17 protein-coding genes, 1 tRNA gene and 1 pseudogene are annotated in these 19,969 nt (G+C 71.1%); 7 read left to right on the top strand and 12 right to left on the bottom strand.

The genetic code is table 11. The features are described from left to right. The first annotated feature begins 78 nt into the window (after positions 1-78). The gene (locus ACZ3II_RS16225) at positions 79-1,662 is read left to right on the top strand and encodes an FAD-dependent oxidoreductase (RefSeq protein ID WP_465518449.1); all 1,584 of its coding nucleotides are present in this window, start codon (positions 79-81) and stop codon (positions 1,660-1,662) included. Further along, positions 1,662-2,021 carry a 4Fe-4S dicluster domain-containing protein gene (locus tag ACZ3II_RS16220; RefSeq protein WP_465518448.1) on the top strand — a complete coding sequence of 120 codons (360 nt, stop codon included), beginning with the start codon at positions 1,662-1,664 and terminating at the stop codon, positions 2,019-2,021. Before ACZ3II_RS16225 ends, ACZ3II_RS16220 begins: the two co-directional genes overlap by 1 nt. Before the next feature lie 392 nt (positions 2,022-2,413). On the opposite strand, the gene ACZ3II_RS16215 is transcribed toward ACZ3II_RS16220, so the two are convergent. The 7 genes and pseudogenes from ACZ3II_RS16215 to ACZ3II_RS16185 form a co-directional block, all read right to left on the bottom strand. Further along, positions 2,414-2,776 (bottom strand): hypothetical protein, encoded by a 363-nt coding sequence (locus ACZ3II_RS16215; protein ID WP_465518447.1) that lies wholly within the window; start codon positions 2,774-2,776, stop codon positions 2,414-2,416. Then, positions 2,773-5,127, bottom strand: a complete 2,355-nt coding sequence (locus ACZ3II_RS16210; RefSeq protein ID WP_465518446.1) for a transglutaminase TgpA family protein — start codon at positions 5,125-5,127, stop codon at positions 2,773-2,775. Before ACZ3II_RS16210 ends, ACZ3II_RS16215 begins: the two co-directional genes overlap by 4 nt. Continuing rightward, positions 5,121-6,248: a DUF58 domain-containing protein gene (locus tag ACZ3II_RS16205; protein WP_465518445.1), complete on the bottom strand. Its 1,128-nt coding sequence runs from the start codon at positions 6,246-6,248 to the stop codon at positions 5,121-5,123. Before ACZ3II_RS16205 ends, ACZ3II_RS16210 begins: the two co-directional genes overlap by 7 nt. A 4-nt stretch (positions 6,249-6,252) precedes the next feature. After that, complete coding sequence (locus ACZ3II_RS16200) at positions 6,253-7,224, bottom strand: AAA family ATPase (protein ID WP_465518444.1); 972 nt, start codon at positions 7,222-7,224, stop codon at positions 6,253-6,255. Next, complete coding sequence (locus ACZ3II_RS16195) at positions 7,218-9,752, bottom strand: fibronectin type III domain-containing protein (protein WP_465518918.1); 2,535 nt, start codon at positions 9,750-9,752, stop codon at positions 7,218-7,220. Before ACZ3II_RS16195 ends, ACZ3II_RS16200 begins: the two co-directional genes overlap by 7 nt. A gap of 169 nt (positions 9,753-9,921) precedes the next feature. Next, complete coding sequence (locus ACZ3II_RS16190; RefSeq protein ID WP_465518933.1) at positions 9,922-10,269, bottom strand: fibronectin type III domain-containing protein; 348 nt, start codon at positions 10,267-10,269, stop codon at positions 9,922-9,924. Positions 10,270-11,433: 1,164 nt separating this feature from the next. Then, positions 11,434-11,613 (bottom strand): annotated as a pseudogene (locus tag ACZ3II_RS16185) (hypothetical protein); the annotation flags it as partial. A 175-nt stretch (positions 11,614-11,788) separates the two neighbouring features. Between ACZ3II_RS16185 and ACZ3II_RS16180 the strand changes: the two are divergent. Beyond that, positions 11,789-11,876, top strand: a tRNA-Leu gene (locus tag ACZ3II_RS16180). Here ACZ3II_RS16180 and ACZ3II_RS16175 read toward each other — a convergent pair. The 4 genes from ACZ3II_RS16175 to ACZ3II_RS16160 all read right to left on the bottom strand — a co-directional run bounded on the left by ACZ3II_RS16175 (position 11,838) and on the right by ACZ3II_RS16160 (position 16,149). Then, the gene (locus ACZ3II_RS16175) at positions 11,838-13,532 is read right to left on the bottom strand and encodes a recombinase family protein (protein ID WP_465518443.1); all 1,695 of its coding nucleotides are present in this window, start codon (positions 13,530-13,532) and stop codon (positions 11,838-11,840) included. The two genes, ACZ3II_RS16180 and ACZ3II_RS16175, sit on opposite strands and share 39 nt — an antisense overlap. A 289-nt stretch (positions 13,533-13,821) precedes the next feature. Then, positions 13,822-15,564: an FtsK/SpoIIIE domain-containing protein gene (locus tag ACZ3II_RS16170; protein WP_465518442.1), complete on the bottom strand. Its 1,743-nt coding sequence runs from the start codon at positions 15,562-15,564 to the stop codon at positions 13,822-13,824. Next, on the bottom strand, positions 15,561-15,914 hold the full coding sequence (locus tag ACZ3II_RS16165; RefSeq protein ID WP_465518441.1) for a hypothetical protein: 354 nt from the start codon (positions 15,912-15,914) through the stop codon (positions 15,561-15,563). The genes ACZ3II_RS16170 and ACZ3II_RS16165 overlap by 4 nt, the downstream gene beginning before the upstream one ends. A gap of 40 nt (positions 15,915-15,954) precedes the next feature. Next, entirely contained in the window at positions 15,955-16,149 is a 195-nt protein-coding gene (locus tag ACZ3II_RS16160; protein WP_465518440.1) for a hypothetical protein, read from the bottom strand. Between the two features lie 418 nt (positions 16,150-16,567). Here ACZ3II_RS16160 and ACZ3II_RS16155 point away from each other — a divergent pair, with 418 nt between their 5' ends. From ACZ3II_RS16155 to ACZ3II_RS16145, 3 genes are read left to right on the top strand one after another with little or no spacing between them, the layout of a single operon-like run. Then, positions 16,568-17,236 carry an XRE family transcriptional regulator gene (locus ACZ3II_RS16155; protein WP_465518439.1) on the top strand — a complete coding sequence of 223 codons (669 nt, stop codon included), beginning with the start codon at positions 16,568-16,570 and terminating at the stop codon, positions 17,234-17,236. 8 nt (positions 17,237-17,244) lie between these two features. After that, entirely contained in the window at positions 17,245-17,721 is a 477-nt protein-coding gene (locus ACZ3II_RS16150) for an NUDIX hydrolase (RefSeq protein WP_465518438.1), read from the top strand. Next, entirely contained in the window at positions 17,714-18,172 is a 459-nt protein-coding gene (locus tag ACZ3II_RS16145) for a hypothetical protein (RefSeq protein WP_465518437.1), read from the top strand. Before ACZ3II_RS16150 ends, ACZ3II_RS16145 begins: the two co-directional genes overlap by 8 nt. Here ACZ3II_RS16145 and ACZ3II_RS16140 read toward each other — a convergent pair. Next, positions 18,169-18,717: an HD domain-containing protein gene (locus tag ACZ3II_RS16140; protein WP_465518436.1), complete on the bottom strand. Its 549-nt coding sequence runs from the start codon at positions 18,715-18,717 to the stop codon at positions 18,169-18,171. The two genes, ACZ3II_RS16145 and ACZ3II_RS16140, sit on opposite strands and share 4 nt — an antisense overlap. A 420-nt stretch (positions 18,718-19,137) precedes the next feature. Here ACZ3II_RS16140 and ACZ3II_RS16135 point away from each other — a divergent pair, with 420 nt between their 5' ends. Further along, positions 19,138-19,869: an XRE family transcriptional regulator gene (locus ACZ3II_RS16135; RefSeq protein ID WP_465518435.1), complete on the top strand. Its 732-nt coding sequence runs from the start codon at positions 19,138-19,140 to the stop codon at positions 19,867-19,869. The last annotated feature ends 100 nt before the right edge of the window (positions 19,870-19,969 follow it).

Genomic DNA, 19,969 nt, shown 5'->3' with positions numbered 1-19,969 from the left:
ACCTAGTTGACAGATAGGATTTGAGGAATAACGCTCGGGTCATTCCTCCTGCATCTGCAGGATCGTGAAGGAGCCAGCATGTCGTCATCCACTCTCGATCTCACCGCGGACGTCGTCGTCGCCGGTGGCGGGCCGGCCGGCACCTGGGCCGCGCTGACCGCCGCCGAAGCCGGCGCCGACGTGATCCTGCTGGACAAGGGGTACTGCGGCACCAGCGGGCCGACCGCCTCCGGCGGCACCGGCGTCTGGTACACCCAGCCCGATCCGGCCGAACGCGAGAAGGCCATGGCCAGCCGCGAGGCCCTCGGCGGGTTCCTGCAGGACCGGCGCTGGATGGCCCGGGTGCTGGACCAGACGTACCAGAACATGAACCGCCTCGGAACCGAGGCCCGGTACCCGTTCCCGATCGTCGACGGCGTCCCCTACCAGCGGGGCGTCCAAGGCCCGGAGTACATGCGCCGGATGCGCTCGTGGATCAAGCGCAAGGGGGTCCGGATCCTCGACCACAGCCCGGTCACCGAACTCCTGGTCGACGGCGTCGGCGCGGTCGCCGGCGTGCGCGGGCACCGGCGGCAGCACGACAGCGACTACCGGGTCCGGGCCGGCGCCGTGATCCTGGCGACCGGCGGCTGCGCGTTCCTCAGCAAGGCGCTCGGCTGCGACGTCGCCACCGGGGACGGGGCGCTGTTCGCGGCGGAGGCCGGGGCGGAGATGTCCGGGATGGAGTTCTCCAACGCGTACGGGATCGCGCCCGCCTTCACCTCGGTCACCAAGACGGCGTACTACAGCTTCGCCACGTTCTTCCGCGCCGACGGCAGCCCGCTCGAAGGCGCCGGCAGCCAGGGTGGACGGTCGGTGATCGCCGCCGAGCTGCTGCGGTCCGGGACCGTGCTGTGCCGCCTCGACCAGGCCGACGCGGACCAGCAGCGGCAGATGCGGCTCGGGCAGCCGAACTTCTTCCTGCCGTTCGACCGGCTCGGCATCGACCCGTTCACCGACCGGTTCCCGGTGACGCTGCTGCTGGAGGGCACGGTCCGCGGCACCGGCGGCATCCGGATCGTCGCCGACGACTGCGCCACCACGGTCCCCGGCCTGTACGCCGCCGGCGACGCCGCCACCCGTGAGCTGGTGTGCGGCGCCTTCACCGGCGGCGGCAGCCACAACTCGGCGTGGGCGATGTCCTCCGGCACGTTCGCCGGCCGGGGCGCCGCCGCGTTCGCCGCCGGTCTCGGGACCGCCGCCTCTCGCCGCCGTCTCACCTCCGCTTCCGTTTCCGCTGATGCGCGGCCGGGCATCGGCCGTGCGGAAGCCCTCGAAGTGATCAAGCGGGAGGTGCATCCGTACGACAAGAACTATCTGCGGAACGGCTCCCGGCTCCGGCCCGCGCTGGCCGAACTCGACACCGTCTGGGACGCGCTGCGCGGCGGGGCCCGGGCGACCGGCGGTGACCTGCCCGGTCTGCGGCAGGCCGCGGCGATGGTGGCGCATGCCCGGTGGATGTACACGAGCGCGCTGGCCCGTACCGAAAGCCGTGGCATGGCCCGTCGCGAGGAGTTCCCGGACCTCGACCCGAACCAGTACCACCGCCTCACCGTCGGCGGACTCGACACCCTGTGGACCCGCCCCGAGGCGGTCACCGGCCGTGACCTGGCGGTGGCCTGATGATCGAACTGGTCTCCGCGTCCCGCTGTGTGAGCTGCGACGTCTGCATCGCGGTATGCCCGACGAACGTCTTCGACGCCGGCCCCGGCGGCATCCCGGTGATCGCCCGTCAGACCGACTGCCAGACGTGCTTCATGTGCGAGGCGCACTGCCCCGCCGACGCCCTGTTCGTGGCCCCGCAGACCCATCCGGTCCCCGACGGCTCACCCCTGCGCGACGAGTCCCACCTGGCCGCTTCCGGACTGCTGGGCAGCTACCGCCGGGAGATCGGCTGGGGCCACGGCCGCAAACCCGGCGCCCGCCTCGCGGTCGGGCCGGAACTCGGACGGGCCCGCATCACCCCCGCCGCCCTTTCCTGACCCCTTCTCCGGTACGGGCCACCGAAGATCCCGTGACTCGCGGCGTCCCCTCCGGACCGTCCCGCGGGCGCGGCTCATGCATGCCCGTCCCGGTCACCCCCGGCTGGTTGTCATGGCTGTCTCGCCCGCCCGGAGACAGCCATGACAACCAGCCGGACAAACCGCCAGCCGTACACCAGCCCGCCCACCCGCAACCGGTAACCGGCCTGAGCGGCGGCCGACAACCCGCCCCGACCGCAACCCGGGCGCCAGCCGTACGCCAGACACCCCAACCACCCGCCATAGCCGGCCTGAGCGACGGCCCACGACCCGCCCCGACCGCAAACCGGACACCAGCCGTACGCCAGACATCCGATCCGCCTGCTGTAACCGGTGTGGGCGACGGCTGGGGGTCAGAGGGTGGGGAGGACGACGTCGACGCGGTCGGCGGAGGGGCCGGGGTCGGTGGCGGTGACGTGCAGGCGGACCGGGAGGTCGCCGGGTGGGACGGCGATCCACAGGGCGGAGTCGTCGAGGACGCCGCCGACGCGGAGCAGGCCGCTGGTGACGTGGATCGTGCCGTCGAAGACGGCGGGGCCGGCGGGATCGTCGATGTCGGTGGCGGCGACCCGGATGACGGTGGGGTTCCGGGTCTTGAGGATGATCAGGGCGGGGCCGGGGTCCAGCCGGTCTCCCGATTCGTCGATCGCCTCGTCGTCGCCGACGCACAGCACGCCGATCCGGAACCTCGTCTCGAGCTGTCCGAGAACGGTCATCGGGGTCGGTTCCAGCGCAGCGGCCCCGGCCGTACGTTCCACCAGATCCGCCGCCACCAGGACCGCCGGGCCCGTACCGCGGTCGCGTAAGCCACCACCTGCTCCCCCGCCCGGTCCGCCTGTCCCGCGTCGGCGGCCTCCGGAGCGAACCCAACCGTGTTGACCGCGTCCACCAGCGCATTCAGCGGCGGGAGCGGTTCACCGCCCGTTTCGGCTACCCCCGAGCCGGCCTCGGTGCCGGTAGCACCACCCCCCGAGCCACTACCAGCAGCGTCGCTCCCGGCACCGGGAAACCGGTCGGCGGCGGCGTTGTTCGGGGAGGTGGCGGGTGAGGGGACGGCTCGGCGGAGGAGAACGGTCCGTCTCGGGGGTGGCGGGAGGACGGCGGCGTGGCCGGCCGCCTCGGTCGCCGACAGGTGAGGCGGGACCGGGCGGCCGGCCAGGCGCATCGTGTCGGTGAACTCCAGCCACGCGCCGGTGATCCGCTGGGCCGGATCGCCGGTGGTGAGGCGGCGCCGCCGCTGGGCGCCGCGCAGCCCGGCGACGCCGGCGGCCGCGGCTGCCAGGAGCAGCAGGACGGTTCCCGACGTTCCGGAGGCGATCAGGACGGTGGACGGGCCCGCGGCGGCGGAAGGGGCGGCGACGTCCGCGGGCGGCGCGGACGATCCGGCCGGCGCGGCGGCCGGCGGGTTCGACGGGGAGGGGGTAGGCGTCGGTGGCGGAGGGGTGAAGTCCTGCTCGACCGGCCGTACCTGATCGCTCTTGGGCAGTGGGTTGAACGCGACCCAGCCCAGATCGTTGAAGTAGACCTCGGGCCAGGCGAGGGCGTCCCCGGCGGTGACCGCGCCACCGGCGGCCGGGGCGACGAACCCGACGACGACCCGGCTGGGCAGGCTGTTGAGCCGGGCGAGCACCGCGAACGCCGCCGCGAACTGTTCCGACGTGCCCTTCTGCCCGCCCAGGTCGCGGCGGCCGAACAGGAAGTGGCCGAGGTTCGGGTAGGCGTGGCCGCTGGGCGCGTCGGCGACCTGCCGGTAGTGCTCGGCGAGGAAGTCCTGGATCGCGACGGCCCGGTCGTACGGCGCCCCGGTGTCCTCGGCGAGATGGTCGGCGAGCTTCTTGATCTGTTCGGGCGGGTCGGCGCCGGGGCTCAGATAGCGGGCGACCAGATCACCGGAGGGGACGTCGGCGACCGGCAGCAGGTTCAGGTCAGGTGCCTGGACCTGGGAGATCGCGGTGTAGCGCAGCCCGTTCTGGAGGCTTTCCGGGCGGATCAGGGTGCCGGAGACGGCGTCGTAGGCGACGCGCACGCCGGTGATCCGGGTCGGTGTGGGTACGGCGGGAAGCAGCCGCCCGGTCAGCCCGGTGATGGTGATCCGGTGCTCGGTCTCGGAGACGGTGGCCCCGGACGGCACGTCGGCGGGCGGCAGCACCCGGCCGGCGTTGCGGTAGGTCCCGCCGACCCGCCAGGTGACCCCGTCGTAGTCGGAGAGGACGGCGAGGCGCAGCCGTACGGTACGGGAACCCGATTTCGGCGAAGGGGCAGCGCCGGGGCGGTACTCGAGGAGCCGTTCCTTCGGGTCGAGGGCCCATCCGGAGATCCGGTTCAGGGGACTCTCGTCGAGGCTGTCCACGCGCGGTGGTTGCACGTACCGCCGGGGGTCGACCGGGGTGACCGTGACGTGACCGCCCACCCAGGGCCCGGCCGCCGCGATCAGCCCGAGCAGCACCACCAGGCTCGCCGCCGCGCCGCCGAGCGCCCGCACCCGCACCGCCGCGTGGGTGCTGACGGCGGTTCCGGACGACACGGTGAGCGCGGCCACGGCCAGGCCCGCGAAGGCGAGGGTGTACCCGGCGGCGGCCGAGGCGTTCGGCCCGACCACGTACAGCGCGCCCCCGTAGACCAGCACCGGCGGCAGGAACCCGAACAGCACCCGCCCGCCGCGCACCGCGATCTCGGTCGCGGCGAGCCCGGCGACCCAGGTGGCGGCGACGGCGATCACGATGGTGTCCGGCGTCGCCTCGACCGGGATCATGGCGGTGAGCAGGCGTGGGATGCCGTTGGCGAGGGCGTCCCGGGCGACGTCCGCGGTGAGCCCGGCGTCACCGGCGGCGAGGTGCAGGGCCAGTGCGGTGTATCCGCCGAGCAGCACGGTGGAGATCGGCGCGACCGCCCACGACGGCAGCCGCCGGGCCGCCACGCCGACGCCGACCGAGCCGATCGCCGCGCCCGCGACCAGCCGGAACAGCAGATCGTCGGCGAAGATCCGGCCGAGCACGGCGCCGGCCAGCAGCAGCATCCCGGTCAGCGCCACGGGCACCACCGCACCGCGCAGCACCCGCGTCACCATCCGCGGACCCCGTCCCAGGCGGCGGCGAACTCGGCGCCGTCGGCGGCCTCGATGACCAGCAGGCGGTCGGTGGGTGCGGCGGGCGACGAGTCGCGGTCGCCGAGGATGCCGGCGAGAGCTACGGGGTACGCCGTACGCAGCCCCGTGACGGCCCCGAGGTCGGCCCGTCCGCCCGGCCCGGTCAGGAAGATCAGCGTGTCCCCCAGCTTCTGCGCCCGCAACCGCCGCAACGTCGCCGCCAGATCCCCCTCGCCGAGCACCGCCTCGGTGAGCACGTCCAGATGCGGCCCGCCGATGGTCGCGCCGACCAGGTGCAGGCTGACCGGCAGGTCCTCGCGGACGGCGGCGACCACGATGGACGCCGCCGCCTCGCACGCGTCCTCGAAACTGTCCCCGTGGTGGGCGGACCTCCGGTCGTCGAGGAGCACCACGATCGTCGGTTCGGCGGTGTCGAGCTGTTCGCGGACCATCAGCTCGCCGACCTTCGCGCTGCTGCGCCAGTGCACCCGCCGCAGCTCGTCGCCGGGAACGTACTCGCGCAGCGTGTCGAAGGTGATGCTGCCCTGCGGGACCTTGTCGGCATGGCCGTCGAGACTGCGGGTGAGCCCGGCCGGAACCGCCCGCAGCGGGTGGATCTTCGGGTGGACGCGGACCACCGTCGTTCCGCCGTACCCCCGGGCGAGGGTGATCAGCCCGAGCGGGTCACGGCGGGTGACGTGCAGTGGGCCGATCGGCACGAGCCCGCGCCGGTGGGTCGGCACCGGGTAGGTCGTGACCGTGTCCGTACCCGGGCGCAGCCGCAGCAACGGCACCTCGACGGAGGTGGCGCCGCACCGGTCGGTGGCGATCAGGGTGGCCGCCCGCACCCGGCTGGTGTTGCTGACGGTGAGGGTGACGTTGGCGGGCTCGCCACGGGCGACCCGGTCGGGGTCGGCGACCCGGGTCACGCCGAGACGCGGGCGCCAGAACGCGAACCCGACGGCGGCCAGCAGCGCCAGGCCGGCGGCGGCGCCGAGCAGGGCCAGGTCGGGGTAGCCGTACCGGAAACCGAGGGTGAGCAGGACCACGGCGGCGGCGAGCAGTCCGATGCCGCGTGCGGTGACGCGGGAGGTGCCGGGCAACGGATCAGGCCGGGACGTGCTGGTCGGGCAGCGGCACCGGGATGGCACGCAGGGCGTCGGCCAGCACGTCGGCCGGGGTGACCCCGCGCAGCTGGGCGTCGGCGGACAGCAGGACGCGGTGCGCGAAGACCGGTTCAATCAGGTCCTTGAAGTCCTCCGGGAGCACGTAGCCACGGCCGTTGATCAGCGCGTACGCCGACGCGGCGCGGGTCAGGGCGATCACGCCGCGGGGGCTGACGCCGACCCGGACCTGCGGGTGGTTGCGGGTGGCGGCGGCCAGGCGTACGGCGTACGCGTAAAGGGGGTCCGCGATGTGCACCGCCGCGACCATCCGCGTCATCTCGCCGATCATGTTCGTGTCGGTGACCGGGTCGAGGGTGTCCGGTGACCGGACCGCCGCGCCGCGCAGCACCTCGATCTCGACGTCCTCGGACGGGTAGCCGACGGACAGTTTGACCAGGAACCGGTCGAGCTGCGCCTCGGGCAGCCGGTAGGTGCCGTCCATCTCGACCGGGTTCTGGGTGGCGACCACCAAAAACGGCTGCGGCACCGGATGCGGCACACCGTCCACGGTGACCCGCCGCTCCTCCATCACCTCGAGCAGCGCCGACTGGGTCTTCGGCGACGCCCGGTTGATCTCGTCGGCGATCACCAGGTTCGCGAAGACCGGCCCGGGGTGGAACTCGAATCCACGGGTGCCCTGGTTGAACACGGTCACGCCGGACACGTCGGAGGGCAGCAGGTCGGGCGTGAACTGGATGCGCCGCCACTGCCCGTGGATCGACGCGGCGAGCGCCCGGGCCAGGGTGGTCTTGCCGACGCCGGGCACGTCCTCCAGGAGCACGTGCCCCTGCGCGAACATCGCCGTCAGGGTGAGCCGGACCACCTCGGGCTTGCCGAGCACGACCGTCCCGATCCGTGCCGCGAGCTGCGCGGCGACGTCGGCGAACCCCTGGACGTGGGCCGGGGTCAGCACTTCGGCAGATCCGCGAGGTCGTCCCCACCGTCGAGGTTCAGCCACGCCCACGGGATGTAGGTCTTGCCCTTGTAGTCCACCTGGATCCACCACGTGCTTCTCTTGTTCTTGTTGTAGACGAAGGCGAACACCTCTTCGCCCGACTTCTTGCAGTACGTCTTGAGCCGCGTGCCGTTCGCCACCCAGCCGGCCTGGTTGTCGTCGTCCTGCTTGACGCCCTTGAAGATCTCGTTGCCGTTACGCCCGTCGACGTCCTTGTCGCAGTACGTCCTCTGGTCCCCCGTGTCACCGTTGATGCAGGTGGCGGTGCCGTACAGGGCCTCGGTCGTCTTGTTCGCCGCCTTCTCGCCGCTGCCCGCCGCGTTCTTGGCCGTGACCGTGAACGTGTACGCCGTGCTCGGGCTCAGCCCGCTCGCGCTCAGCGACGTGCAGTCGCCACTGGAGCCCTTGCCGCCGTCCGACACGGTCAGCGTGCAGGTCGCGGCGCCGCCGCCGTCGTTGACGGTGAAGTTCACCTTGGCCGAGTTGAACGTCGGGTCCACGCCGGTCACGGTGACCGTCGGCGCCGCCACGGTCCGGGCCGAGGCGGTCGCGGGAGCGCCGGGGCCGGCCTCGTTCACCGCCGTCACCTCGACCTGCACCGTCGCGCCGGCGCCGAACCCGGTCAGCGTCACCCCGGTCTCGGTGACCTCGGTCTCCTTGCCGTCGGCCTTCACCACGTACTTCGTGATGGCCCGCCCGTTGTCGACCGGCGCAGTCCAGGTCACCTTCACCGCGCCGGCCTGGTCACCGACGGTGGCGGCCTCCAGGTTCTCCGGCTTGGCGGGCGGGCTGAACGGCACCACGGTGTTGCTGACCGCCGACGCCTTCGAGCCGGCGCCCCGGTCGTTGACCGCGACGACGGTGAACGCGTACTGCTTGCCGAGTTCGAGCTGCCCCGCCGGGACGGTCAGCGTCGGGGTGGCGGCCTCACCGACCGGCGCGGTGCCACCCTCGGTGACCGCTGTCACGGCGTACCGCGTGATCGTCCGCCCTTGGCCGTTCGCGGCCGGCCAGGTGACAGTGACCGTGCCGTCGTTCTTCGCCTCGGCCACCGGCGTGCCCGGCGGATCCGGCACCTCGGCGGTCGGGACCACCGCGTTGCTCATCCGGCCCGGGCCGTCGCCCTTCCGGTTCACCGCGTGCACCTGGAAGCTGTACGACTGCCCGTTGACCAAGCCCGTCACCAGCAGCGACCGCTGGTCCGCGCCGACCTGGAAGATCTTGCCCGCGCCGGCGACCACGTACCGGGTGATGTCGGCGCCGTTCGCCGCGGCGGCCTGCCAGCTGACCCGCACCTCGGCGTTGCCCGCGGCGGCCCGCACGTTCCGGGGCGCGCCCGGTTTGCCGGCCACCGGCTTCTTCGGCTTCTCCTCCTGCTTCGGCTGGTCCTGCTGCGGCTTCACCGGCGGCGGGTCGCCACCGAGGACGTCGTTGTCGTACTTGTCGACCACCCGGACGGTGTGCTTGTCGTCGACCACGCGGGCCGTCGAGGTGCCGGGCGCGTTGATGAACAGGTGGTTCTCCCGGACGTCCAGCTCCAGGTCGCCGCCCGGGCGCGGGATGTCGATCGGCTTCTTCCGCTGCCCGTTCTGGTCGAAGACGTGCACCGTGCCGTCGTTCTCCGGCACGTAGACGTACCCCTGATAGGCCACCGCGGGCCGCAGGTCACCGCCGGCCGGGACGGTCACGTCCCGCACCCCGGCCGCGTTGATCGTGAACACCTTCCGGTCGGCGGGCACCGTGACGACGATCGTCTCCCCGTCGGTGCGCGGCGGCAGCTCGCCCAGCCCCTCCAGCGGCAGCGTCGTCGGCTGGCCGGCGCCCTTCTCGTCGACCTTGACCAGCGCGTTCGTCGTCCGGTCGAGGACCGCGACACCCTTGTCCATCGCGCTGACCGCCAGGTCGTGGCTCGGCCCCGCGACCGCGTCGCTGCGCACCACCACCGGCCCCGCGGAATCCTCGCTCGGCCGGATCGCGGTGACCGTGCCCTCCGACGGCGCGGCGATCCACAGCAGGCCGGACCCGTCGAACAGGCCGCCGCTGATCCCCGGCGGGAACTGCAGCGCCTCCCCCACCGGCTGCAGACCGGCCGGCTCCACCTGCTGCACCTTGCCCTGCACCGCGTCCACCACGAAGGCGACGTCCTCGTGCAGGGCCACACTCACCCCGCGCCCGGCCTGCGACGTCCCGTTCCAGAACGCCTGCAGGTCGGTGAGGTCCATCGAGCCGATCGCACCGGTGTTGACGTCACGCAGCAGCACGTAACGGTCGCTCTGGATGACCTGCAGCGAATGACCGCGCAACGCCTGGCCGATGTTGACCCGGGTGTCGACCTTCGCGTTCGGCCCGTTGATCCGGGCGATCTCCGCCTTGCCCCGGCTCCACACCCACGACGAGGCATCGAAGCTGGCCAGCGCCTCGTCGGCGGCCCCCAGGCCACGGACGGTGAGCCCCAAACCGGCCACCAGGACGAGGACCGTCGCCATCGTGACCAGTTGCCCACGGCTGGGCACCCGTCGCCCACGGCCCGCCACCTTGGTGGCATCTGCGCTGGTCACAGTGGTCGTCCTCCTTGCGGCTCGCCTGGCGGGACGCAGGCCATCATAGGGAACCCGCGTCGATCGCGCGTACCCGCTCCGCACCGCTGTGGATAAGTTATTTACGCTCCGTACACACCTGTGTCGAAGTGCCGAAATCGTCCGTCGAGTAGACGGCCACCACCACGAAGCAGTACTGCAACGACGGCTGCAGGCCGATCACGTCCGTCTGGGTCTTCCCCGGCCCGACCTGCGCCACCGGTTTCAGCTGCTGGCCGGCGCGCCCCATCGACACCATGAACCCGTACTTGCCGCCGGTCGGGTCCTTCCAGCCGATCCGCACCGACGTCCCCCGGTCCACGATCGTCACCCCGGTCGGCGCGGCGCCGGAGTTCTGCGGCCCGGTCGCCTCGGTCGTCGTCGGCGCCGCTTCCGGCTCACTCTTCTGCGAACGGTCGGCGAGCACGACGACGAGCGCGCCGACGGCGAGCGCGGAAACCAGGGTGGCGACGGCGGTCAGGGTGATCGCGACGGCGCGGCTTCCCTTGCTCCCGGTCCTTTCCTGGGGGTACGGGACAACCGAATGCGGCTGTGGCGCCCACGGCTGTGGTTGCGGCTGAGGGGTCGCGTAGTAGGGGTTCGGGGCGGGGTACGGCTGCGGTCCCGGGTTCGGCTGCGGTCCCGGTTGCGGGCCGGGGTAGGGCGCGGGTCCCGGACGCGGCGGAACGGGAACCGGTGTGGGGGCCGGATACGACGGGAGCGGGGCCGGGCCGGGTGCGGGCCGTGGCGGGTATGGACCCGGCACGGGGCCGGGCGCGGGCCGAGGCGGGTAGGGCCCGGGGACCGGGTCGGGTTCAGGCTGAGGCGGATGCGGCCCGGGCACCGGCGCCGGGTCGGGTGCGGGCCTGGGGGCGGGCGCAGGCGCAGGGCTCGGTGCGGGCGACGGTGCCGGGCTTGGGGCGGGCGCGGGCGCCGGGCTTGGAGCAGGCGCAGGTGTCGGGCTTGGGGCGGGCGCAGGTGTCGGGCTCGGGGCAGGCGCAGGTGTCGGGCTCGGGGCAGGCGCAGGTGTCGGGCTCGGGGCAGGCGTCGGGCTCGGGGCGGGCGCAGGTGTCGGGCTCGGCGCGGGGACCGGCCCCGGCGCAGGGGTCGGCTCAGGTGCTGGTGTCGGTGCCGGTGCTGGGCCAGGCGGAGGGGCCGGGCTGGGACCGGGGCCAGGCGTGGGCGCTGGAGCCGGAGCAGGCGCAGGGCTCGGCGCCGGCGCAGGCCCCGGGGCGGGAGCGGGTTCAGGGCCCGGTTCTGGGGCCGGACCCGGCTCGGGGCTGGGTGCGGGGGCCGGAGTGGGCACGATTTGCAGTAGCGCCGTCGCCCCCGAAGGATCCTCACCGAGATAGGTCCGCGCCCGCGCGATGAACGCGTGCCCATCCCCGAGAACCGCGGGCCCATGCGCCAGAACCCTGCCGAACGACTTCCGCGCCTCATGCTTGTTGCCGAGTTCCTCCGCAACGACCCCCAGGTCGTGCGAAATGTGCAGCATGAGCGGATCACTGTCGCCGAGTTTCCAGATCCCCGCCGCGTACGCGTCCTCCAATTCCCGCCGCGCCGCCATCGGATCATCGAGACGCAGATAGACGCCCGCCAGCTCCCGCTGCGCGGTCAGCACATCCGGATCGTCCTCCCCGAGCTTGTCCCGCCCGATCTCCACCGCCCGCTTGAGCAGCACTTCCGCTGCATCAAGAGAGCCGGCCGCGATCAGGCCACGCGCACGGTCAAGGACTGGAACGAGAGGGGACGGCTGCGACACGTCCGCCATGCTCCCCCGTTCGCCCGCCCAACGCCACACTCGATCTCCGTGAGCACGGCCTCCCACCCCCGCTGAGACCCCACCCGGCGGCCGTATATAGTTCTGTCCGTGCGGCCGACCGGGCAGCCGAAACCCAGGTGAAAGCCTGGCAGACGCTCCCGCTAAGCTGTACGAGCAAACACCGGTCCGGGTGGCGGAATGGCAGACGCGCTAGCTTGAGGTGCTAGTGTCCTTTATCGGACGTGGGGGTTCAAGTCCCCCCTCGGACACCAATCAAAGACACGAGAACTCGCCGGGGTGGAAACCTCGGCGATCAGTGTTTCCGGGCCTGGTTGGTAGGTCATCCGTAGGCCGATCCGGCTGTACAGCTCGGCCTTGTCGCGCGGGTCCGCGCCGCGGAGCAGCCGGAGCAGGTCGTTGAAGGCGCCGGCGATGGCGTCGAGTTGGTCGCTGGTCATTCGCTGCGGCGGCGCTTCGGTGAGCCCGAGTTTCGCCTGGGCGGCCTTCTTGATCATGGTGGTCTCGCTGATCCATCCGGCGATGAGAGCCGGGTCACCACCGGCGTCGAGCGTCGCCCGGTAGCGGTCAATCTTGGCGTCCGCGTCGGCGATCGTCTGCCGGAGCTTGTCGATCTCGCCGGCCGAGTCGTGGGCGGCGAGCGCGGCGCGGTACTGCGCGTCGGCCACACGCTGGATGTTGTCGGCCAGTCGTGGTCCGGTGAGTTCCTCGCGGAGGAACGTTTCGATCGGGCGGATGATCGCGTCCTCGCGCAAGTACAGCGCGGGCGGGTGGCTGATCTCCCGTTGGCGCACGAAGTCGCGGCTCGCCGTGCAGCGGTAGTAGAGGCGGCCGTGATTCGGGTTGCCCACCATTCTGCGGTCGCAGATGCCGCAGGTGATCAGTCCCTGGAACAGGTAGGGATGCCCGGTGTGGCGCGGAGCCTTGCCGGTGTCGCTGCGGGTGCCGCGCTTCTTGATCGTTTGTTGGGCGCGTTCGTAGAGGTCGGTGCTGACAAGCGGCGTGTGTGACTCGGTGCGGGACCAGACCCACTGGCTGGGGTCGTTCCAGCGGTGCCGGTTCTCGTGGCCGAGCGCGACGTCGTCGACATCGAGCAGGACTTCATCGGTGCGTGCCCGGTTCCAGACCTGGCGGCCGGTGTAGCGCGGGTTCTGCAGGATCGCGCGGACGGCGGTGGTCTCCCACACCTGCGTCGTGCGGTGCGGGTTGCGGGCGCGGTCATAGGCGGACGGGCAGGCGATGCCGTCCTGAGTGAGGCCACGCGCGATGGAGGTCATGCCGCGCCCGGCGGTGTACTCGGTGAAGATCCGCTCCACTACCGGCGCGGTGACCGGATCGGGGTCGAGTCGGCGCAGCCGCTTGCCCTCGGCGGCCTTGCCGGGGTTCGGGTGCGGGCCGGCGTCGGCGAGGCGATAGCCGTAGGGCGGACGTCCGCCCAGGTAGCGGCCTTCCAGTTCAGTCTGTGCCTTCATCGCCGAGCGGACGCGGATCTTGATGCGGTTGCGTTCGCCTTTGCTCATGCCGCCGTATAGCGCCATGACGAGATCGTGGGCGTCGGAGCCGGGATCGATGGCGCCACCGACTTCGGGCACCCACAGGCCGACGCCGTAGTGCACGAAGACAGGGAAGGTCATGCCGAACTGACTGCCGTAGAACGCGCGCTGCGGTTCGCCGATGACCACGGCCTCGAAGTTACGGCCTGCGCTCTTGATCGCGTCGAGCAGTCGGGTCGCTTCCGGCCGGCGTTTCCACGGCAAGGAGCGTGAGAGCCCGATGTCGAAGAACTCGGCGACGACCTCGCCGCCGGCCGGTTCGATCAGGCTGCGGGCGCGGGAAAGCTGCCACGCTTTGGATGCCTGCGGGTCCTGCTGGTCCTCGGTCGACACTCGTCCGTAGAAGGCGAACCTCATGACTGGTGAGTCTTGCGGGCGCGGTCGATGATGCGCCACAGCACATCGGCGGCGGCTTCAGACAGTGGGACGTCTAGGGACGTCTTGAGCTGCGCGTTCGTGATTTTCAGTGTCTTGCACGTTCGTATGCTGCGATTTCTCCCCTCTGTGGTCTGGTCGTTCGTGGTGATCGTGGGCCTCCTTTCTGGTCGACGGTGGGGTGTCCGCGCGGTCGTCCGTCCGTTGTCCGTCCGCGCGCTGATCTGCGCAGACGCGCGCGAGCGGACGGACGTCCGCGCGGACGATCGGGTCAGGCTCGCCAGCGCCCGCGGGCGACTTGCCGGGCACGCCCGGCAGCGGCGTGGGCTTGGAGCCGGTCGTAGACCCAGGTGCGGCTCATGCCGGTGATGGTGATGAGTTCGCGCACGGTCAGCCCGCTTTCAGGCGTTTGATCAAGTGCCATGAGGAGGGACTGTTCGGGGTCGCCGGTCGAGGGACGCGGCGGCTCGATGGACTTCGGTTGGTGGTCGATGGCCGCGCGGGACAGCGGGTCGAGGTCCGGTCGCTGGTCGGCGTATCGGGCCGCGGTCTGTCGTACGAGATCATCGGTGACCAGGTAGGCGCGGGCGCGGCGCGGCTGGTCGTGGCCGTCGGCGAGGACGTAGAACTTGCCGGGGGCGTCGAGGGTGTGGGCGTGCCAGCCAGCAGCGAGCATGCCCTTGTCGAGGATGAGGTCGACATCGCGGCGTTCCCGGACACGTAGGCAGACGCGGACGCTCATCTGCGAGCGCAGCGCTCCCCCGCCCATGGCTTTCTGTGTGGGGCGTTGGGTCGCGGCGAGCAGGTCGACGGCGAGGGCGCGCCCGCGCCGGGCGATCGATTCGGCGTGCCCGATGGCGTCGGGTGCGGTGTCGGCGAGTTCGGCGTACTCGTCGATGACGATGACCAGGGCCGGTGCGGTCGGTGTGGGTTTCCAGACGCGGGTGTTGTCGCGGCCAGCGGCGTCTGCGCGGGCGTCGAGCACGGCGACCGCGTCGGCGAGCAGGTCGGTGGCCTCCTCCGGGGTGGTGGCGAGCCTGGCCAGGCACGGTGCCCAGGGCCGGAGTTCCATGCCGCCTTTGAGGTCGATGCCCCAGAGGACGACGTCGGTGCAGGCGGCGAGGTTGCCGAGGACCACGTTCAGAACGCCGCTCTTACCCGAATCCGTCGTGCCGCCGATGAGTGCGTGCCGGCGGAGCAGCGCGACGCGTACAGGTGCCGCGTCCTCGAAGACACCCAGCTCGATCGGGTCCGCCAGGGTGCGGGCCGTGGGGCCGGGCCACGGGATGGCGCCAGCGTGCGGGTCTACGGCGAGGACGCGCATGGTGCAGCGGCCGGCGTGCGCCGGGTCCTGCTCGACGCGTACCGCGCCGGGTCGGGTGCCGAGGGCCGATTCGATGGCCGGAACCTGGGCGATGACATCGGCAACGCTCTGCCCTGGTCGCAGTTTGAGCCTGGCGCGCCATCCCCAGGTGTCCACGACCGCCGACATGATCCGTGATCCGGCCAGGCCGATCATTTCGGCGAGGTTCGGCCACGCGTTGATGACGCGGTCCACGCGTACTCGGGCTCGGCGTCGCCGGTGTCCCCACCACGGGATGCCGAGCGCGATCACGGCCACGACCAGGACTGTCAGCAACGGCGACCGCCCCGGTCCCAGAGCTGTTGCGGCGCTGAGCCAACCTCCTGCAACCGCGGTCGTTGTCGCGGCGTAGGCGCGTTCGGCGGTGCGGGTGAGTCCCCAGGGCAGCCCCTGTAGTGCGGCGGCGAGTACCGCGACGACAGTGACCGCCACGATCACCGGCCATGCCCCAGGGTGGGTGTGGTGCAGCACCAGCCCGGCGAGCGTGAAGGTCATCCCGGCGGTGATCGGGGCGAGTTCGGAGCGGTAGCGGAACAGTGCACGGCCGAGGGCGGCCAGGGCCGCGAGGGTCAACGGCTCATCGGGTACGAACAGCAGGGGTTGTGGATTGCGGCGGTTCCAGCGGCGGTGCCGGCGTCCGTAGGCCCTCATTCGGCGAGTTCGCCGTCGTCAGGCGGTTCCCAGGCCTGGTACTCGGCGACCGCGTCGCGCAGGTAGCTCAGCGGGTCGGCCTCGCCGTCGTGGTGGGCTGCGAGGGTGGCGCGGGCGGCGGCGAGCAGGTCGGCGAAGTCCCAGCGGGTGCGGGTGAGCAGTCGGGCGAGACGGTCGATCTCGGCGAGCATGACGGGGATGTCGCCGACGGCGGTCCAGATGGTGGTGGGGATGTCGCCGACGGCGGTCCAGATGGTGGTGGGGGTGGCCCGGAGGCGGGCGGCGTGCAGATGGGCGCGGATGGCCTCCTGGTCGAGGGTGGGGCGCGGGATGTTCGGGTCGTGAGTCATGTGCGGGTTCGGGTCTCCTTCCGGTGGGTGTGGGCTCATGTCAGAGGGTGAGTCCGGCGACGAAGCGGGCCAGGGCGCGCAGCCCGTTGCCGATCTCGGGGCCGACCGATGACGAGGCGAGGAAGTAGCCGAAGGCCGCGCAGACGGCGGCCTGCCAGAGCGGCAGCCGGGCGTATCGCCAGAGCAGGTAGACGAAGACGCCGAGCAGGATGACGGCGGAGACGACGATCGTCATGCGTCACCACCACGGCGGTAGCGGCGGGTACGGCGGGTGCGGATGCCTCGGTCGGTACCGCTGTGGCTACCGCGCGGCTGGTGCCGGCGGGTCCAGCGGCTGCGGGCCACGCACTTGCGGCACAGGGCCGGATGTCCGGCGCCGAGCTGTGCGCCGCACGGGCAGGCCGGGGCCTCGGGGGTGAAGCGGTGGGTGTCCATTGCTGATCTCCTCTCGGTGTGGCGATGCGTGGTTCGCATCGACGCCATTGAGAGTGCGATCAGGCGACGGGACGTGATCAGGTCGTGGCTGGACGTGTCCGAGACGTCTGGTTAGGGTGGTCAGGCTGCCGGGACGTCCTGACGGGAAGACGATGCCGAACGAGCGACTACGTACCGCGATGTTGGAACGCGGTCTCACTCCGGCCACGCTGGCGGAAGTGCTGAACGTCGATCCGAAGAGCGTGGAACGGTGGATCACCGGGCGTACGCCGTATCGGCGTCATCGGTATGCGGTGGCCGCGCAGCTCGGCGTCGACGAGGTGTACCTGTGGCCGGACGCGCTCAGTTCCGACCAGGTCGCCAGCGCCAGCGAGAGCGAGATCGTCAACATCTACCCGCACCGGTGGACCGTCCCGTCGGAACTGTGGCGGCACCTGTTCGACAGCGCCGAGCACGAGATCGGGGTCCTGGTCTACAGCGGCCTGTTCGTCTCCGAGGACGCCGGCATACAGCGCATCTTCCGGCAAAAGGCAGATGCGGGCGTACGCGTACGCATCCTGCTCGGTGACCCGGACAGTGAGGCTGTCGCCCAGCGCGGCGCGGATGAGGGCGTGGACGAGGTCCAGGCCGCGAAGATCAAGAACGCGCTCGTGATGTACCGGCCGTTGCTCGACATCGACGGCATCGAGTTCCGGCTGCACCGCACGGTGCTCTACAACTCGATCTACCGCGCCGACGATCAACTCCTGGTCAACACCCACATCTACAGCTTCACCGCAGCTCAAGCGCCGGTGCTGCACCTACGGCGGGTCGCCGGCGGTGGCATGGTGACCACGTACCTGGACAGCTTCGAGCGCGTCTGGGCCGACGCGACACCGGTGGAGTGAGACGAATCGTGGGACGACGCATCGACTACTACGACGATCCTGAAGCACCGGCGGCGAACAATGTCGTGCCCGCGGCGAACGTCGTCGTGGTCAACGAGGTCGGCGAGATCCTGATGATCCGCCGCTCGGACAACGACAACTGGGCTCTCCCCGGCGGCGGCATGGACCTGGGCGAGTCGCTACCGCAGACCGCGATTCGGGAGACCGCCGAAGAGACCGGGATCGACGTCGAGATCACCGGCCTCGTGGGCATCTACACCGACCCGCGCCACATCATCCTGTACACCAGCAATAACGAGGCCAGACAGGAGTTCTCGATCGTCTTCACCGCCCGCCCGATCGGCGGCACACCGACGCCGAGCGCGGAATCGACCGAGGTCCGCTGGGTGCCCCCGGCAGAAGTCGCCGCACTGCCGATGGACCGATCGATGCGGATGCGGATCGAGCAGTACCTCACCGCGCCCGACAGCGTTCACCTTGGATAGCGACTGGGTCGGCGCCGGCGCCGACAGCTTCGCGGCGATCGGCACGGTAGGCGCGTTCATCGTCGGGTTCACGTTGCTGCGCCGCGAGCACCGGCGCGAGGCCGACCGTGCCGAGGACGACCGCCGTGCCCAGGCCGAACGCATCAGTGCGTGGGTCGAACTCACCCGCAAGACCGATGGCGGCCGGGAACTGGCCTTCCACATCCACAACGCCAGTGACATGCCGATCTACGAGGTGGAACTCCCGCTGCCCGCCCGTGGCGACGAAGAGTCCCACTCCGAGTTCGTCGGCCTCGTCCCACCCGGCCGAACCATTCAACGCCCCGCCCCGGCGGAGTGGCTACGCACGTACGTCGAGCCCGAACCCGTACAGATCGAGTTTCTCGACAGCGCCGGCCGCCGCTGGAGCCGCGACGAACAGGGCTCACTCACTCGTGCCGACGCGCCCTAACCTGCCGCCAACAACGCGGACACCCTCCGAACCGACCCGATGATCAGAGGACTCGCCTCTCGGATGGACTCGGCGACCAGGTCGCCGTCACCGTAGCGGGACAGAATCTCGGCAAGGCGTTGCTCGACCTCGACAGGCTCGCCGTCCGGGGTAGTCGTCATGTCCGCATAGGTGATCGCATCCGACAGCAGCTTCCCCACCGGCGGAAACTCGCTCGCAAGCTGCTCGGCCAATCCGCGGTTCCGGGCCTCGATGTGCGCACACGAGTGATGCGCGACCAACCGGCAGACCAGGTTGTCCGCCTTGGCGACGTCTCGTAAGTAGCGGGCGCCGTCGAGCTGATGCATGCCGGTAACGACGAGGTCGGGTGCGTAGCCGACATCGTGGAGCCAGGCCGACGCCACCAACGCCGACGCCTGAGCGCCGACCAGGTGAGCGACCGATTCGGCCTTACGCCCCACACCCTGACTATGTGCCCACCGGCGCGGGATCGACTCCGCCAGCAACCGATGCGCAAGGTTACGGGCACGCTCCACCTGATCCACATAGGCAGACTATGCGACCGCCCTCGTAGCAACCGCAGGTCATGTACCGAGGTCGCCGGACTCCCTCGTTGGAGCCGATCCGGCGAGCACCTCAGCAAGCCGGTCCGCGACTGACGGCGAGATATCGCCGACCCGCACCACCGCTGTTCCTCGTCGGCCCACGGCGTGATGAAGTGCGGGAAACTCTTGGCCGACGTCGAAGCCAGCCTCTTCAAGTGCCAGCGCCAAGCGGTCAGCCGACGTCTGCGCGGCCTCATCACCTGGTTGATCGCTCATCGATACCGCCGTCCGCCATCCGTCCCGACTCTCGCCGCTGGAGCCGATTCTTCGCGGTCGGTGACGGAAGGTGAACCGCAGCGCTAGGACGTCTAGGGACTTCTTGGCTACGATGACGCTCTCGCCAGCGATGGGAGTCGTTGCGTGAACCACCCACTCGCCCGAGCGCTCCACAGCGCCGGGCTCACCGTCATCGACGTCGCAGCACGCCTCAACGTCGACCCGAAAACCGTCCAACGGTGGACCAGCGGCCGCATGCCCTACCCCCGCCACCGCGACGCCCTGGTGCAACTCACCGGGTGGACGGCCTACGACCTGTGGCCCAACCTGCCCCGTCCCCAGACAGCCGCTCCAATGGCTGTCGAGGTGCGCATCGTCTATCCGCACCGTTCCTCCGTGCCTTCGGACGCCTGGGCTCGCCTTCTCAGCCGCGCCGAGCGCGAGATCGACATCCTCGCGTACAGCGCGCTATTCCTCGCCGAGGACGCCTCGGTGCCCTCCCTGCTGCACGAGAAGGCACGGAACGGCGTCCGCGTACGCATCGCCCTCGGCGCGCCGGACGGCCGACACATCGCCAACCGCGGAACCGAGGAACGAATCGGAGCCGGCATGAGCGCTCGCATCCGCACCGCCCTCGTCAACCTCCAACCGTTCACGGGCGTTCCCGGCATCGCCCTACGCCTGCACGACACGGTGCTCTACAACTCCCTCTGCCGCGCCGACGACGAAATGCTCGTCAACCCCCACGTTTACGGCAGCCCCGCCGCACACGCACCAGTTCTCCACCTGGCCGGCAGTACAAGCGACGGCATGGCATCGACTCACATCGCAGCCTTCGAGCGAGTCTGGGACGCAGCAAAGCCGTTGAAAGTCTGAGCGGCGGACGCGGTGACGCCAGCCGCACCGGGCCGCCGCCTCGGTAGAACGCCGTACCGATTGAGAAACCGAAAGGCGTCGTACCGGGCTCGGCACGGCT

It is taken from the genome of Actinoplanes sp. NPDC019969, from assembly GCF_055562375.1.
Note: the sequence above shows the minus strand (reverse complement) of the source record. Positions and strands in the feature narration are given on the sequence as shown.

Excerpts from the sequence above, each read along its gene's own strand:
- ACZ3II_RS16165 (WP_465518441.1), bottom strand. The coding sequence starts at position 15,914 with ATGACTCACGACCCGAACATCCCGCGCCCCACCCTCGACCAGGAGGCC.
- ACZ3II_RS16175 (WP_465518443.1), bottom strand. The coding sequence starts at position 13,532 with ATGAGGTTCGCCTTCTACGGACGAGTGTCGACCGAGGACCAGCAGGAC.
- ACZ3II_RS16225 (WP_465518449.1), top strand. The coding sequence starts at position 79 with ATGTCGTCATCCACTCTCGATCTCACCGCGGACGTCGTCGTCGCCGGT.
- ACZ3II_RS16215 (WP_465518447.1), bottom strand. The coding sequence starts at position 2,776 with ATGACCGTTCTCGGACAGCTCGAGACGAGGTTCCGGATCGGCGTGCTG.
- ACZ3II_RS16160 (WP_465518440.1), bottom strand. The coding sequence starts at position 16,149 with ATGACGATCGTCGTCTCCGCCGTCATCCTGCTCGGCGTCTTCGTCTAC.
- ACZ3II_RS16220 (WP_465518448.1), top strand. The coding sequence starts at position 1,662 with ATGATCGAACTGGTCTCCGCGTCCCGCTGTGTGAGCTGCGACGTCTGC.
- ACZ3II_RS16195 (WP_465518918.1), bottom strand. The coding sequence starts at position 9,752 with ATGGCGACGGTCCTCGTCCTGGTGGCCGGTTTGGGGCTCACCGTCCGT.
- ACZ3II_RS16170 (WP_465518442.1), bottom strand. The coding sequence starts at position 15,564 with ATGAGGGCCTACGGACGCCGGCACCGCCGCTGGAACCGCCGCAATCCA.
- ACZ3II_RS16210 (WP_465518446.1), bottom strand. The coding sequence starts at position 5,127 with ATGGTGACGCGGGTGCTGCGCGGTGCGGTGGTGCCCGTGGCGCTGACC.